Source organism: Mycolicibacterium duvalii, assembly GCF_010726645.1.
GTDB lineage: Bacteria > Actinomycetota > Actinomycetes > Mycobacteriales > Mycobacteriaceae > Mycobacterium > Mycobacterium duvalii.
Map to the genome: position 1 here is coordinate 4,063,287 of NZ_AP022563.1, position 14,406 is coordinate 4,077,692.

The 14,406-nt window shown below is 69.2% G+C and carries 14 protein-coding genes; 5 read left to right on the forward strand and 9 right to left on the reverse strand.

Annotated elements, in window-relative coordinates; all coding sequences use genetic code 11:
• Positions 1-7: 7 nt before the first annotated feature.
• The 3 genes from G6N31_RS19230 to clpB all read right to left on the reverse strand — a co-directional run bounded on the left by G6N31_RS19230 (position 8) and on the right by clpB (position 4,344).
• A complete protein-coding gene (locus G6N31_RS19230) occupies positions 8-784 on the reverse strand; it encodes an SDR family NAD(P)-dependent oxidoreductase (protein WP_098005534.1) in 777 nt (258 codons plus the stop codon).
• Between the two features lie 14 nt (positions 785-798).
• Positions 799-1,662: a trehalose monomycolate transport factor TtfA gene (gene ttfA, locus G6N31_RS19235; protein WP_098005532.1), complete on the reverse strand. Its 864-nt coding sequence runs from the start codon at positions 1,660-1,662 to the stop codon at positions 799-801.
• Between the two features lie 135 nt (positions 1,663-1,797).
• Positions 1,798-4,344 (reverse strand): ATP-dependent chaperone ClpB, encoded by a 2,547-nt coding sequence (gene clpB, locus G6N31_RS19240; protein WP_098005530.1) that lies wholly within the window; start codon positions 4,342-4,344, stop codon positions 1,798-1,800.
• 180 nt (positions 4,345-4,524) lie between these two features.
• On the opposite strand from clpB, the gene G6N31_RS19245 reads away from it, so the two are divergent.
• Positions 4,525-5,148: a CYTH domain-containing protein gene (locus tag G6N31_RS19245; protein WP_098005528.1), complete on the forward strand. Its 624-nt coding sequence runs from the start codon at positions 4,525-4,527 to the stop codon at positions 5,146-5,148.
• Positions 5,149-5,152: 4 nt separating this feature from the next.
• On the opposite strand, the gene G6N31_RS19250 is transcribed toward G6N31_RS19245, so the two are convergent.
• The gene (locus tag G6N31_RS19250; protein WP_098005526.1) at positions 5,153-5,506 is read right to left on the reverse strand and encodes a VOC family protein; all 354 of its coding nucleotides are present in this window, start codon (positions 5,504-5,506) and stop codon (positions 5,153-5,155) included.
• Positions 5,507-5,604: 98 nt separating this feature from the next.
• Between G6N31_RS19250 and G6N31_RS19255 the strand changes: the two genes are divergently transcribed.
• Entirely contained in the window at positions 5,605-6,276 is a 672-nt protein-coding gene (locus G6N31_RS19255) for a GAP family protein (protein ID WP_098005524.1), read from the forward strand.
• Here G6N31_RS19255 and G6N31_RS19260 read toward each other — a convergent pair.
• Positions 6,271-6,909, reverse strand: coding sequence for a TetR/AcrR family transcriptional regulator (locus tag G6N31_RS19260; protein WP_098005522.1), 639 nt, complete (start codon positions 6,907-6,909; stop codon positions 6,271-6,273). The two genes, G6N31_RS19255 and G6N31_RS19260, sit on opposite strands and share 6 nt — an antisense overlap.
• A 156-nt stretch (positions 6,910-7,065) precedes the next feature.
• On the opposite strand from G6N31_RS19260, the gene G6N31_RS19265 reads away from it, so the two are divergent.
• Genes G6N31_RS19265 through G6N31_RS19275 form a run of 3 tightly spaced genes read left to right on the forward strand, consistent with a single transcriptional unit; the run spans position 7,066 to position 10,131 of the window.
• Positions 7,066-8,019: a hypothetical protein gene (locus tag G6N31_RS19265; protein WP_098005520.1), complete on the forward strand. Its 954-nt coding sequence runs from the start codon at positions 7,066-7,068 to the stop codon at positions 8,017-8,019.
• Between the two features lie 14 nt (positions 8,020-8,033).
• Entirely contained in the window at positions 8,034-9,200 is a 1,167-nt protein-coding gene (locus tag G6N31_RS19270; protein WP_098005518.1) for an FAD-binding oxidoreductase, read from the forward strand.
• Positions 9,201-9,228: 28 nt separating this feature from the next.
• Positions 9,229-10,131 carry an aldose 1-epimerase gene (locus G6N31_RS19275; protein ID WP_098005516.1) on the forward strand — a complete coding sequence of 301 codons (903 nt, stop codon included), beginning with the start codon at positions 9,229-9,231 and terminating at the stop codon, positions 10,129-10,131.
• A gap of 13 nt (positions 10,132-10,144) precedes the next feature.
• Here the strand turns inward: G6N31_RS19275 and G6N31_RS19280 are convergent, their stop codons facing one another.
• The 4 genes from G6N31_RS19280 to dnaK are packed head-to-tail and all read right to left on the reverse strand — an operon-like array spanning position 10,145 to position 14,252.
• Positions 10,145-10,510, reverse strand: coding sequence for a heat shock protein transcriptional repressor HspR (locus tag G6N31_RS19280; protein WP_098005590.1), 366 nt, complete (start codon positions 10,508-10,510; stop codon positions 10,145-10,147).
• A 31-nt stretch (positions 10,511-10,541) separates the two neighbouring features.
• Positions 10,542-11,720: a molecular chaperone DnaJ gene (gene dnaJ, locus G6N31_RS19285; RefSeq protein ID WP_098005514.1), complete on the reverse strand. Its 1,179-nt coding sequence runs from the start codon at positions 11,718-11,720 to the stop codon at positions 10,542-10,544.
• A gap of 40 nt (positions 11,721-11,760) precedes the next feature.
• Positions 11,761-12,384, reverse strand: coding sequence for a nucleotide exchange factor GrpE (gene grpE / locus G6N31_RS19290; protein WP_098005512.1), 624 nt, complete (start codon positions 12,382-12,384; stop codon positions 11,761-11,763).
• Complete coding sequence (dnaK, locus tag G6N31_RS19295) at positions 12,381-14,252, reverse strand: molecular chaperone DnaK (protein ID WP_098005510.1); 1,872 nt, start codon at positions 14,250-14,252, stop codon at positions 12,381-12,383. Before dnaK ends, grpE begins: the two co-directional genes overlap by 4 nt.
• Positions 14,253-14,406 lie beyond the last annotated feature (154 nt).

Consider the following 14,406-nt stretch of genomic DNA (forward strand, 5'->3'; position numbering starts at 1 on the left):
CTGGATCTCAGGTTCGCCCACGGCCCTTGCCCACGACTTTCGTCAACGCGCGCACCAGGTTTCGCGGCACCATCCGGCTGGCGGTGGTCAAGACCTTGTACTGCAGACCGGGGATGATCACGACTTTGCCCTTGGCGATGTCGGCCATGGTGTCGCGCACCACGTCGTCGACTTCGAGCCACAGAAGCGACGGCGTTCCGGCCATGTCGATGCCAGCCCGTGCGTGGAATTCGGTGTGCACGAATCCCGGACACACGGCGTGGACTCCGACGCCGGTACCGGCCAGGCCATTGGCCAGCCCCTCGGAGAACGACACCACCCAGGCCTTCGACGCCGAGTAGGTCGAGCCCCGTCCCGACACCAGGCCGGCGACACTGGCCACATTGAGCACCGTTCCGGCGCCGGCGGCCAGCATCGACGGTAGCGCCGCGTGGGTGAGTTGCATGACCGCGGTGACATTGACGTCGAGTTGCTTCTGCAGCACCGCGTAGTCGGCTGACCAGAACTCACCGGAAGTGCCGAACCCGGCGTTGTTGACCAGGACTCGGACCCCGGCGCGGAGCCGCTCGGCCACCGCCAGCCGGTCCGCTTCGACCGCCAGGTCCGCGGGCAGCACCTCCACGTCGACTCCGGATCCGGCGCGGAGCTCGGCGGCCAACCGATCGAGGCGTTCCGCATCGCGGGCCACCAGCACGAGGTCGTACCCATCGGCGGCATAACGACGGGCGAAGCCCTCGCCCAATCCGGAGGTGGGTCCGGTGATCAGGGCAACGGGGCGAGACATGCCCGCCAGGATACTTACCGCTGCAGGTTCGGGGACTGCCGACCGCTCTGCGGCGGGGCGCCCGGCGGCTGGGGGGCGCGCCGGCCCGGGTCGGACCGCGGCGGGCCGTAATTCGGCGGGGGCGTGTCGGGCCGCGGACGGGGCGCATCGCCACGGGGTGGGGGCATCTCGCCGCGCGGCGACGGCATATCGGGCCGACCCGCCGGCGCAGGGGTCAGCGGACGGCTCGGCGACCCGCTGCGCCGGGCGACCGGCGCCGGGGCCGTCGACGGCACCGGGGGCAACACCCGCAGCAGGTCGTTGAACTGGCGCACCGTGCGCAGGCCCTCATCCCACTGGGCCCTGGTGCTGCTGATCGGCATGCTCACCAGCGTCCAGTTCTGCTCGTTCCACATGATCTCGGCGCAGTCCGGCGCGGTGTGGGCGAACGTCACCATCCGGCGGTCGCACGCGCGCCGCGCCGCATCGAGGTTGGTCGAGTAGACCATCCGCGGGCCGATGGCACCGAGCAGCCAGATGTCGCTCTCGCGCGGTTCCTTGATGCCCTTCAGACGCATGTCGACCACGACGTTGGTGCCGACCTTGCGGTGCAGCGCGATCACCGTGGCCACGTCGTCGAGGTCGAAGATGAACACGGCCTCGCCGCGGATCTGCCCGAGCACCACGTTGCGGGCCCGGACGTCCCCCACGGTCGACATGACGCCGCGCTTCCACCGCTGAAGGATGTCGACCGATTCCTGCTCGTAGTCGAAGCCGTGCGACTTGGCCCAGGACTTCCGGCGCCGGCCCAGGCCGCGCCGACGGTCGTGGTCGACGTACAACAACACCGCCGCACCCACGAAGCAGAGTGCAGACAGCGTGAACCAAAGCGGAACCATCGCCTCCTAGCCTACTTGCAGGTAGCGGTTTCTCCAGAACTCGAGCTGGTCACAACCCGGTCTCTACCGGGAGCAGACGCGAAAGCCCCCCGTTTCGCCAGGAAACGGGGGCTGCGCGGCTTCTCGCCGAGAAACTCAGCCCAGCACGAGGGCGTCGCCGTCGGGGCTGACGTTGACCGGCACCACGTCGCCGTCGTGCACCTCACCGGCCAGCAGCAACTTCGCCAGCTGGTCGCCGATGGCCTGCTGGATGAGCCGGCGCAGCGGCCGCGCGCCGTAGAGCGGGTCGAAGCCGCGTTGGGCGAGCCACTGCTTAGCCGGCAGGGACACCTCGAGGGTGAGCCTGCGCTGGGCCAGCCGTTTGGCCAGCTGCTCGAGCTGGATGTCGACGATCGACACCAGTTCGCCGGGTTCGAGGCCGTGGAAGATGATCACGTCGTCGAGCCGGTTGATGAACTCGGGCTTGAACGCCGCGCGCACCGCGGCCATCACCTGCTCCTCGGAGCCACCGGCGCCGAGGTTCGAGGTCAGGATCAGGATGGTGTTGCGGAAGTCGACCGTGCGACCCTGGCCGTCGGTCAGGCGGCCCTCGTCGAGCACAGCCAGCAGCACGTCGAAGACGTCCGGGTGAGCCTTCTCGATCTCGTCGAACAGGATCACCGTGTACGGCCGCCGCCGCACCGCCTCGGTCAGCTGGCCGCCCTGGTCGTAACCCACGTAGCCGGGAGGGGCGCCGACCAGGCGGGCCACCGAGTGCTTCTCGCCGTACTCACTCATGTCGATGCGCACCATCGCCCGCTCGTCGTCGAACAGGAACTCCGCCAGGGCCTTGGCCAGCTCGGTCTTACCGACACCGGTGGGCCCGAGGAACATGAACGAGCCCGTGGGCCGGTTCGGGTCGGCCACGCCGGCCCGGCTGCGCCGCACCGCATCCGAGACCGCGGACACCGCGGCCCGCTGCCCGACGACGCGCTTGCCCAGCTCGTCCTCCATGCGCAGCAGCTTGGCGGTCTCCCCCTCGAGCATGCGGCCGGCCGGAATCCCGGTCCACGCCGACACCACGTCGGCGATGTCGTCGGGGCCGACCTCCTCCTTGAGCATCACGTCCTCGCGCGCCTCGGCGTGCGGCAGCGCGGCGTCGAGCTTCTTCTCGACCTCGGGGATGCGGCCGTAACGCAACTCGGCGGCCTTGGCCAGGTCACCGTCGCGTTCGGCCCGGTCGGCCGCACCGCGCAGGTCCTCGAGCTGTTCTTTCAGTTCGCGGACGACGTCGATCGCACTCTTCTCGTTCTGCCACCTGGTGGTCAGCTCGGAGAGCTTTTCCTTGTAATCGGCCAACTCGGCGCGCAGCTTCTCCAGCCGGTCCTTCGAGGCTTCGTCCTCCTCTTTGGCCAGCGCCATCTCCTCGATCTCCAGCCGGCGGACCAACCGCTCCACCTCGTCGATCTCGACGGGGCGGGAGTCGATCTCCATCCGCAGCCGCGACGCGGCCTCGTCGACCAGGTCGATGGCCTTGTCCGGCAGGAAGCGGCTGGTGATGTAGCGGTCGGACAGGCTCGCCGCGGTCACCAACGCCGAGTCGGTGATGCGCACGCCGTGGTGCACCTCGTAGCGCTCCTTGAGCCCGCGCAGGATGCCGACGGTGTCCTCCACCGACGGCTCGCCCACCAGCACCTGCTGGAAGCGGCGCTCCAGGGCCGCGTCCTTCTCGATGTACTTGCGGTATTCGTCGAGCGTGGTGGCGCCGACCAGGCGCAGCTCGCCGCGGGCCAGCATCGGCTTGATCATGTTGCCGGCGTCCATCGCCGACTCGCCGGTCGCGCCGGCGCCGACGATGGTGTGCAACTCGTCGATGAACGTGATGATCTGGCCGGCCGAGTTCTTGATGTCGTCGAGAACGGCCTTCAGCCGCTCCTCGAACTCACCCCGGTACTTCGCGCCGGCGACCATCGAGCCCAGGTCCAGGCTGATGACGGTCTTGTCGCGGAGGCTCTCGGGCACGTCACCGGCGACGACGCGCTGGGCCAGGCCTTCGACGATCGCCGTCTTGCCGACGCCGGGTTCGCCGATGAGCACCGGGTTGTTCTTGGTGCGCCGGCTCAGCACCTGCACGACCCGCCGGATCTCGTTGTCCCGGCCGATCACCGGGTCGAGCTTGCCTTCGCGGGCCCGTGCGGTCAGGTCGGTGGAGTACTTCTCCAGCGCCTGGTAGCTGCCTTCCGGATCGGGGCTGGTGACCCGGGCGCTGCCGCGCACCTTCACGAACGCCTCGCGCAGCGCCTGCGGCGATGCGCCGTGGCCGGTCAACAGTTTCGCGACGTCGGTGTCGTTGCTCGCCAGACCCACCATGACGTGTTCGGTGGAGACGTACTCGTCGTCCATCTCGGTGGCCAGATGCTGGGCCGAGGTCATGGCCGAGAGCGCCTCGCGGGACAGCTGGGGCTGGGTGCTGGCACCGGTGGCGCTCGGCAGCCGGTCGAGCAGGCGCTGGGTCTCGGTGCGGATGGTCGCGGGTTCGACACCGACGGCTTCCAGCAGCGGCGCGGCGATCCCGTCGGCCTGCGTCAACAGGGCCATCAGCAGGTGCGCGGGCACGATCTGCGGATTACCCGCGGCCGATGCGGCCTGCAGCGCCGACGTCAGCGCCGCCTGAGTCTTGGTGGTCGGGTTGAACGAGTCCACGAAGCTTCCTTTCGTTCGCCGAAGGACGCTCTGCCGCCCTTCGAAATGCTTCTCGCCTAGCTCAACGCAGTCAAGGTTGAGTGTGTTCCGCTCAAGTCTGATCAGTTCTATCAGATTTTCCGGCGGCGGACACGAGCGCCATGTCCGCTGGTCAGGTGACCGGACGGGTTAGCGTGCGCTATGTCCGAGTCCGGTTTCGGCGACTTCGAGTTCGAGCGCAAGTTCTTCGTCCGCGATATGCCCGCCGTGGCCGCATCGGATCCGAGCCCGGTGTTGATCGCGCAGGCCTACCTGTTCGCCGCCGACGGATACGCGGTGCGCGTGCGCCTGCAGGGGCCCGCGCCCGCGGAGGTCGAGCGCCCGCCCGCCGAGCTGGTCGCCGCCCTGGGCGACGAGGCGATCGGCACCATGACGGCCAAGGGACCGGCCGCCGGTGGCACCCGCTACGAGGCCGAGCGCGAACTCGACGCGCTGGTGGCCGGTCAGATCGTCGCGCGAGCCGAGCACGTCGTGGTCAAGGTCCGCTCATCGGTCTGGTTGGGCGAGGACGGCTGGGTCATCGACCGGTTCCTGGCCGATGACGCCCCGCTGATTCTGGCCGAGGTCGAGCGCAACAACCCGGTGGTCGATCTGCACATCCCGTCGTTCTGCACCACCGAAGTCTCCGAAGACCAGCGGTTCCGCAACGAGTTCCTCGCCCATCACCCGTACGGGACCTGGGCCGCGGACTACGGCCGCGAACTCGACGTGCTCGGCCCGAGCTTCGTCGAGTCCCTGGGACGCAACCAGTTCGAAGGCCGGTGACTTCTCAGTAGTCGACGCGGAAGCCGCCGATGAGGCTGACCACGTTGCCGTCGGGATCGGGGAACCGGGACAACCGGACCCCCTTGTTCGCCTCGGCGATGGCACCGGGACTCAGCCCGCGCTCTCTCAGCTCGTCGATGTGACGTTCGAGATCGTCGACGGCGACGTTGATCTCGTCGGTGCCGGCCCGGACCGGGTCGCGGAACACCTGCACCCACGCACCGGGCAGCACCTGCCATTCCACCAACGTCGGCATCGGGTTGTTGTCCTCGCACCGCCCGAACAACGCCGCGTACCACGCTCTGCTGACCTCGATGTCGGTGACGTGAACGACCGCGAGAAGATGACCGATCTGCATGCACCCTCCTTTCCGGGCTTGCAGTACCGACCTCGCCGGCTCGCCGGACTCATCGGTGATCGCCGACAGCCACGCCGAGTCCTTGCTACCTTTTCCCGGTGTCGGGAAGTTGGGGATCGATTCTGGCCGAGCTGATCCCACTCGGTCTGGTCATCGCGTTGTCGCCGCTGACCATCATCCCGGCGGTGCTGGTGCTGCACAGCCCACGGCCCGTCCCGACGGGGCTGGCGTTCGTGGGCGGGTGGCTGGTCGGCCTGACGGCACTGACGGGCGTGTTCCTCGGGGCGTCGAACCTGGTCGGCGGCGTCGGCGAGCGTCCCCCGAGTTGGGCCTCCTGGCTGCGCATCGTGATCGGTTGCGCACTGGTGGTCTTCGGTATCTATCGCTGGGTGACCAGGAAGCGCTCCGAGCACATGCCGGGGTGGATGACCCGGATGAGCTCGCTGTCGCCGGCTCAGGCAGTGCTGATCTCCGCGATGCTCACGGTAGTCAACCCGAAGGTTCTGTTCCTCTGCGCCGCAGCGGGTTTGGCCATCGGCTCGGCCGGCATCGACTCACCGGCGATCTGGATCGCGGTGGCGTGGTTCGTGGCGGTGGCGGGCAGCAGCGTCGCGATCCCGGTCCTCGGCTTCGCGCTGTCGCGCGGCCGCCTCGACGACGCGCTGAACCGGCTCAAGGAGTGGATGGAGCGTCAGCACGCCACGCTGGTCGCCGTGATCCTGGTGGTCATCGGTCTTCTGGTGCTGTACAAGGGAATTCACGCGCTATAGGTCGGGCAGCCCCAGCTCGGCGGCGTCGGCCGTCAGATACCGGGTGACCGTCGGAGCCACCAGCCGCACCACGTCCTCGCTCGGCAGCTCCGACAGCGGCGGCACGCCGACCAGGTAGCGCAGCATCGCGGTGCCCACCAGGCTGCTGGCGGCCAGCGTCGCGCGCAGCCGCGCCTGCTCGTCGCCGCCGAGTACCCCGGACACCGCGGTCAGCACGTAGGTGCGCAGGAAGCCGCGGAAGGCGTCGAGGGCGTCGGGGTTCGACGTCGCCGACGCGAGCATCGCGCGCATGGCGGCCGCACTCTCGGGCGCCTCCCAGATGCCCAGGTAGGCGCGCACCATCCGGGTGCCGATGTCCGGTTCGTCATCCCCGCTTCCGGCCAGCGCGGCGACGAGCACCTGCGGATCGAGGACCTGGCTCAATGAGTCCCGGAACAGTTGCTCCTTGGAGCCGAAGAGATACAGCACCATCGACGGATCGACATGTGCGTCGCGCGCGATGGCCCGCAGGGTGGTCCGGTCGTATCCGTCCTGCGCGAACCGCTTCTGCGCCGCCGCCAGAACCGCCTCCCGCGACACCGGCGCACCCTGACGGCGGCCGCGGCGCTTGTCTGTTTTTGCTGCTGGAGGCACCTGTCGACCCTAACATTTCATTCGCTGTTGAATTTATACCGTCGCGGCCTTACGCTCGATCCGACAGGTATTTCAACGCTCAGTGAAAAGAGGGCGACATGACCGCCCACGCAGCACCGCCAGTCCCCCACCACCGCGCACGAAGCCCCGGCCGCCGTGCGGGCCACAGCCGTGGTCGGGTTCCTCACCGTGGTGATCGCCCTGGTGGCGATCGCGTTCGCGCTGCCCGCGGCACGCTCCGGGCCGCACGGTGTCCCCATCGGCGCCGCCGGGCCGCAGGCCGCCGGCGCCCAGGTCGCCGAAACCCTCGAGCAGCGCGCGCCCGGCGCATTCGAGGTGACCTACTACCCCAGCGAAGACGCGCTGCGCGAGGCGATCACCTCCCGCGACGTCTACGGCGGCCTGGTGCTGCCCGGCCGGCCCGGCGCGGCGCCGACGATGCTGATCGCCACCGGCGCCAGCCCGGCGGTCGCGCAACTACTCACCCAGCTCGGCGCCACGCTCGGCCAGCAGCTCGGTGTCCCCGTCGGCGTCGAGGACCTCGCTCCGCCCACCGCCGACGACCCGCGCGGCGCGGGCCTGGCGGCCTCGGCGCTGCCGATCACGCTGGCCGGTCTGCTCCCGGCGATCGCCTTGGTGCTGTTGCTGCCCGGCCGGCCGTGGACCCAGCTCGCGGCCGCGCTGTCGTTCACCGTAATTTCGGCGGTCACGCTGGCGCTGCTCTTGCGTTTCGTGTTGGGCTCGATCGACCACCACGTGTGGGCGGTGACCGGGGCGCTGACCCTCGGTATCGGCGCGGCGCTGATGTTCCTGCTCGGGCTGGGCGCATTGTTCGGGCGCGCCGGGCTCGCCGCCGGCGCGCTGCTGGCGCTGCTCGTCGGCAACCCGCTGTCCGGGCTGACCAGTGCCCCGGAGATGCTGCCGGCCGGCTGGGGGGATGTCGGTCAGCTGCTTCCGCAGGGCGCCACCGCGACCCTGCTGCGGTCGGCCGCGGCGTTCGGCGGGGCCGGCTCGTCGACCGCCGTCATCGTGCTGAGCTGTTGGGCCCTGGCCGGACTCGCGCTGGTGACGGCCGCAGCCGTGCGGGCCGGGAAGTCCGCGCCGCAGTGACCTAGTATCTGCGCGTGGGCCTCGAAGACCGGGAGTCGATGCGCATCCTGCGGGATGCGCTCGATCCCGCGTCGGGGTCCGACCAGCTGATCGCCGACCTGTACACGCGGTGGTTCGCTGCGGACCCCTCGGCGCGCGATCTGTTCCCGCCCGACATGCACACACAGCGAAAAGCCTTCGCCCATGCGCTGTCCTGGTTGTGCGACGAGCTGATCGCCCAGCGCGCGGAGGAACCGGTGGGCTTCCTCGCCCAACTCGGTCGCGACCACCGCAAGTACGGAGTCACCCAGCAGCACTACGTCACCCTGCACGACGCGATGCTCGATGCCCTGCGCGCAGCGCTGACCGACTACTGGGACCGGCGCCTCGCCGAGGCGGTCACCGACGTCGTCACGCTGATCATCGGGGTGATGAGCGGCGCCGCCGACGCCGAGACCACCCCGCCGTTCTGCGACGGCAGCGTGCTCGACGTGCTGCGGCCCACCCGCGACGTGTCGGTGATCCGGTTGAAGATGGACCACCCGCTGAACTACCACCCCGGCCAGTACCTGCCGGTGCAGGTGCCCCAGTGGCCGCGGCGCTGGCGGTACCTCAGCCCGGCGATACCGGCCGACCCGGCCGGCTACGTCGAGTTCCACGTCCGGTCGGTGCCGGGCGGAATGGTCAGCACCACCGTCGTCGGCGAGACGGCGCCCGGCGACCGCTGGCGGCTGGCCAATCCGCACGGGGCGCTGCACGTCGACCGGGACGACGGTGACGTGCTGATGATCGCCGGCCGCACCGGGCTGGCACCGCTGCGAGCGCTGATCATGGATCTGTCCCGGTTCGGCGAGAACCCGCGGGTGCACCTGTTCTTCGGGGCGAAGTACCCCTGTGAGCTCTACGACCTGCCCACGCTGTGGGAGATCGCGTCGACCAATCCGTGGCTGTCGGTGACACCGGTGTCGGAGCTCAACTTCGATCCGCCCTGGGCGCGCGACTACCCCGACCCGACTCCGCCCCGCGGATTGCATGTCCGGCAGGTCGGGACGTTGCCCGAGATCGTCACCCAGTACGGCAGCTGGGGCGACCGCCAGATCCTGATCTGCGGCGGACCGCAGATGGTGGCCGCCACCAAGACGGCGTTGCTGGCCAAAGGTGCGCCCGCCGAACGCATCCGCCACGATCCGCTGGCCAGCTGAGGGCCGCGGCGTGGCAGGATCGAACGTCATGGACGAGTTCGAGACCGTCACGCTGCGCGACCCGTCGTCTGCGCTGACGGCGACCTATGTTCCCGGCGCCGGCATGGTCGCCACGTCGTTGTCCGATGACGGGATGGAGCTGCTCGGACAGCGTCGCGGCCTGCGCGCCTACGTGTCCAACCACAAGACGATGGGCATCCCGATCCTGTACCCGTGGGCCAACCGGCTGTCCAGCATGGGCTACGGCGTCGACGGCGCCGTGGTGACGCTGACGCCCGGCACCGGAGGGGTGCGCACCGATCAGCACGGCGTGCCGATCCACGGCACCCTGGCCGCGTACAAGGACTGGACCGTCACCACGATGCTGGAGTCGCAGCTGACCGCCGAGCTGGACTTCGCGGCCCGGCCGGGGCTGCTGGCCAGCTTTCCGTTCCCGCACCTGCTGACCCTCGACATCACACTGGCCGACCGCACGCTGACGGTGACGACCACCGTGACCGCGACGAGCGGGTCCCGGGTGCCGCTGTGCTTCGGCTTCCACCCCTATCTGCAGTTGCCGGGTGTCCCGCGCGCGCAGTGGACGATCGACACGCCCGCCATGCGCTACCAGCCGGTGAACGCGTGGGGCATCCCGACCGGGCGCGTCGAGCAGCGCGCCGCCGCCTCAGAGTTGTTGGGGGACAGATTCATCGACGACGGCTTCGACGAGGTCGCACCCGGGTCGGTCTTCGCTCTCTCCGGCGGCGACCGGCGCATCGAGGTGCATTTCGACGAGGGTTTCACCGCGGCGCAGGTGTTCGCTCCGGGTGACGACGACGTGGTGTGCTTCGAACCGATGGCCGCCCCTACCGACGCGTTGCGACGCGGCGGCTACCGCACGGTGGCGCCCGGCGAATCCGCGGTGGCCCGGTTCCGCATCGCGGTCACCTGAACCGCGGGCAGCGTCAGCGCTGATTGCGCGGCTGCCACACCACCAGCGCGGTGCTCTTGGCCCGCGGCTGGGCCCGCAGCCGCTCGACCTCGTCGGACAGCTCGCGAACCCGCGACTGCAGCGCCTCGACCTGATTGGTCAGCTCGATGATGCGTTTGATGCCCGCGAGGTTGACGCCCTCGTCCTGGGACAGTCGCTGCACCTCGCGTAGCAGGTCGACGTCACGCTGCGAATAGCGCCGTCCCCCACCGGAACTGCGTTGCGGGCTGACCAGACCGAGCCGGTCGTAGGTGCGGAGCGTCTGCGCGTGCATGCCGGCCAACTCCGCGGCCACCGAGATCAGAAACGTCCTGGCCTCGCTGTTGCGATCGGCGGCCATCAGGGCACTCGCTTCTTCGCGCAAGCGCTCATCAGGCACCGACCCAGCCGGCCCGCGGGTCGAACCCGCTCGCTCGTTCGGCCTTGGCGTAGGCCTCCAGCGCTTCGGCGGCCTCGCCCTCCAGTTTCGGCGGGACCGCGACCTTCACCGTGACGAGCAGGTCACCGTGGCCGCCGGACCGCTTCGGCACACCGCGGCCGCGCACCCGCAGGATCCGGCCGTCGGAGGTGCCCTTGGGCACCCGCACCCCGACCTTGCCCTCCAGCGTCGGCACCGACAGTGTCGTCCCCAACGCCAGCTCGTGGAAGCTGACCGGAACGGTCACCGTCAGATCGTCACCGTTGCGGCCGAACACCTTGTCCGGACGGACGTGCACGGTCACGTAGAGATCGCCCGACGGAGCCCCGCGGAGACCGGCCTCGCCCTGGCCGGCCAGCCGGATGCGCTGACCGTCCTCGACGCCGGGCGGGATACGCACGTTGATCGTGCGGGTCCGCGTGGTCACGCCGGTGCCCCGGCACTCGTCACACGGGTTCTCGATGATCGATCCGCTGCCACGGCACTCCGTACACGGTTCGGAGAACCCGAACGCGCCCTGGTTGCGGTTGACCACCCCGGCACCGTTGCAGTTCGGGCACACCTTGGGGCTGGTGCCCGGCCGGGCCCCGCTGCCGTGGCAGTTGGTGCATGGCGCCGGGCTGGTCAGCCGCAGCGGCATCGCGACGCCCTTGGTGGCTTCCAGGAAGCTGAGCTCGGTCTCGGTCTCGAGGTCGTTGCCCCGCCGCGGACGGCTGGGCCGCGCCTGCTGGGAACCTCGCCCGAACAGTCCGCCGAACAGATCACCGATGTTCGCGCCGCCGGTCTGGCCGGCGGCGTCGAACAGGTCGTTGAGGTTGAACTCCGCGCCGTCGGCGCCGCCGAACCCGCCGAACCCGCCCCCGCCGCCGAACCGGCCGCGGCCGAACCCGCCGCCGGCGAACAGGCGGCGGGTCTCGTCGTACTCCTTGCGCTTGGCCGGGTCGGTCAGCACCTCTTTGGCTTCCGAGGCCGCCTTGTAGCGCTCTTCGGCCACCGAATTCCCCGGGTTCCGGTCCGGGTGGTTCTCGGCGAGGATCTTGCGGGCTGCCCGCTTGATCTCGTCCTGGCTGGCATCGGAGGCGACGCCGAGCTCCTTGTAGAAGTCCTTCTCAACCCACTCGCGCTGGGCCATATCGGGTCACCTCCTCACCTTTCTCGTCGGACGTCGGTTGTCAATTCGATTCTGCGGCTTCGTCGGGCCCAGATCCGGTATTGCCGCCCTCGGCGGCGTCGGGTTCGGTGTCGACGACACCGACCATCGCGTGGCGCACCACCTGCTCGCCGATGCGGTAGCCGCGCCGCATCACCGTGCCGAGCACCGGATGCGTGCCTTCGCCCTCGTGCTGCACCGCTTCGTGCAGTTCGGGGTCGAACGGGTCACCCTCGGCGCCGAACGCCACGAGTCCCTGCGCTTCCAGGACAGCAGTCAGCTTGTCGGCCACCACCTTCAGCGGTCCGGACTCGAGATCGCCGTGGCTGCGGGCCCGTTCCAGATCGTCGAGCACCGGCAACAGTTCGCTCAGGACCGCCGCCTTGGCGCGGTCGGCGGTCACCTGCTGGTCGCGCAGTGCCCGCCGGCGGTAGTTGGCGAAATCGGCCTGGACGCGCTGCAGGTCGGCGAGCAGCTCCGCGGCCTTGTCGGCCTCCTCCGGTGACTCACCGACGAACTCCGCCGGAGCCGGCCCACTGGGGGCCGGTCCGGCGGGCGGAGCGTCGCGCACCTGACCGGTGTCGGGATCGATGCGCCGCTTGTCGGTGACGGTGATCGGTTCCTCTCGGTCAGCTGCGTCACTCACTTGCGCTCGCCACCATTCGGGCTGTCGTCCTCCACAACCTCGGCGTCGACGACATCGTCGGCACCCGGTCCCGCACCGGTGGCGTCGCCGGCAGCGGCGCCCTGTTCGGCCTGGGTGGCCTCGTAGATCGCCTGGCCCAGGGCCTGGCTCTCCTCGCCGAGCTTCTCCATCGCCGACTTGATCGCCGCGATGTCGGTGCCCTCCAGCGCCTTCTTGGCGTCGGCGATGGCCGAATCCACCTTGCCCAGGGTGTCCTCGGGAACCTTGGACCCACCTTCGCCCTCGCGCTGCTCCTTGACGAACTTCTCCGTCTGGTAGACCAGCGACTCGGCCTGGTTGCGGACGTCGGCCTCCTCGCGACGCTGACGGTCCTCCTCGGCGTGCGCCTCGGCGTCCTTGACCATCCGGTCGATCTCCTCCTTGGACAGGCCGGAGCCTTCCTGGATGCGGATCGTGTTCTCCTTGCCGGTGCCCTTGTCCTTCGCGGTGACGTGCACGATGCCGTTGGCGTCGATGTCGAAGGTCACCTCGATCTGCGGCACGCCGCGCGGGGCCGGCGGAATTCCGGTCAGCTCGAAGCTGCCGAGCAGCTTGTTGTGCGCCGCGATCTCACGCTCACCCTGATAGACCTGGATCTGCACCGACGGCTGGTTGTCGTCGGCGGTGGTGAAGGTCTCCGACCGCTTGGTCGGGATCGTGGTGTTGCGCTCGATCAGCTTGGTCATCACGCCACCCTTGGTCTCGATGCCCAGGCTCAGCGGGGTGACGTCAAGCAGCAGAACATCTTTGACCTCGCCCTTGAGCACGCCCGCCTGCAGCGCGGCGCCCACGGCGACGACCTCATCGGGGTTGACGCCCTTGTTGGGCTCCTTACCGCCGGTCATCTCCTTGACCAGATCGGACACCGCGGGCATCCGGGTGGAACCACCGACCAGCACGACGTGGTCGATGTCGCCGACGGCGATGCCGGCGTCCTTGACGACCTGCTGGAACGGCTTGCGCGTGCGGTCGAGCAGATCCTGGGTGATGCGCTGGAACTCGGCGCGGGTCAGCTGCTCGTCGAGGAACAACGGGTTCTTGTCGGCGTCGACGGTGATGTAGGGCAGGTTGATCGAGGTGGACTGACTCGAGCTGAGTTCGATCTTCGCCTTCTCGGCGGCTTCACGCAGCCGCTGCATGGCCATCTTGTCCTTGGTCAGGTCGATGCCGCTGGTGCCCTTGAACTTCTCCACCAGCCATTCGACGATCCGGTCGTCCCAGTCGTCGCCACCGAGGTGGTTGTCACCGCTGGTGGCGCGGACCTCGACGACACCGTCGCCGATCTCGAGCAGGGACACGTCGAAGGTGCCGCCACCGAGGTCGAAGACCAGGATGGTCTGTTCCTTCTCGCCCTTGTCCAGGCCGTAGGCCAGTGCGGCGGCAGTCGGCTCGTTGACGATGCGCAGCACGTTCATGCCCGCGATCTGGCCGGCTTCCTTGGTGGCCTGCCGCTGGGCGTCGTTGAAGTACGCGGGCACCGTGATGACCGCGTCGGTGATGTCCTCGCCCAGGTAGCTCTCGGCGTCGCGCTTGAGCTTCATCAGCACGCGGGCGCTGATCTCCTGCGGCGTGTACTTCTTGTCGTCGATCTCGATGGACCAGTCGCTGCCCATGTGACGCTTGACCGAGCGGATCGTCCGGTCGACGTTGGTCACCGCCTGGTTCTTGGCGGGCTGCCCGACCAGCACCTCGCCGTTGCGCGCGAACGCGACGACCGACGGGGTGGTCCGAGCACCTTCGGAGTTGGCGACGACGACGGGGTCGCCACCTTCGAGCACTGCGACGACGGAGTTGGTGGTCCCGAGGTCGATACCGACCGCACGAGCCATAGTTGCTGCCTCCTGAATAGACGTTCATGTGGGTCACGAGTGCGAAGCACTCACTCTTTAACTGAGCGAACCAGGCTCAAGACTGCTCCTCCGGAGGGTCCGGTGTCAAACCAGACTTGAGTCTGACTCACTCAACTGTCGATCAGCTCAACCG

What these genes read in the sequence shown, in the direction of transcription:
- G6N31_RS19250 (WP_098005526.1), bottom strand. Translation starts at nt 5,506, where the DNA reads ATGCAGATCGGTCATCTTCTCGCGGTCGTTCACGTCACCGACATCGAG.
- G6N31_RS19245 (WP_098005528.1), top strand. Translation starts at nt 4,525, where the DNA reads ATGTCCGAGTCCGGTTTCGGCGACTTCGAGTTCGAGCGCAAGTTCTTC.
- dnaK (WP_098005510.1), bottom strand. Translation starts at nt 14,252, where the DNA reads ATGGCTCGTGCGGTCGGTATCGACCTCGGGACCACCAACTCCGTCGTC.
- G6N31_RS19280 (WP_098005590.1), bottom strand. Translation starts at nt 10,510, where the DNA reads ATGGCCGCCGATCGCAACAGCGAGGCCAGGACGTTTCTGATCTCGGTG.
- ttfA (WP_098005532.1), bottom strand. Translation starts at nt 1,662, where the DNA reads ATGGTTCCGCTTTGGTTCACGCTGTCTGCACTCTGCTTCGTGGGTGCG.
- dnaJ (WP_098005514.1), bottom strand. Translation starts at nt 11,720, where the DNA reads ATGGCCCAGCGCGAGTGGGTTGAGAAGGACTTCTACAAGGAGCTCGGC.
- G6N31_RS19275 (WP_098005516.1), top strand. Translation starts at nt 9,229, where the DNA reads ATGGACGAGTTCGAGACCGTCACGCTGCGCGACCCGTCGTCTGCGCTG.
- G6N31_RS19230 (WP_098005534.1), bottom strand. Translation starts at nt 784, where the DNA reads ATGTCTCGCCCCGTTGCCCTGATCACCGGACCCACCTCCGGATTGGGC.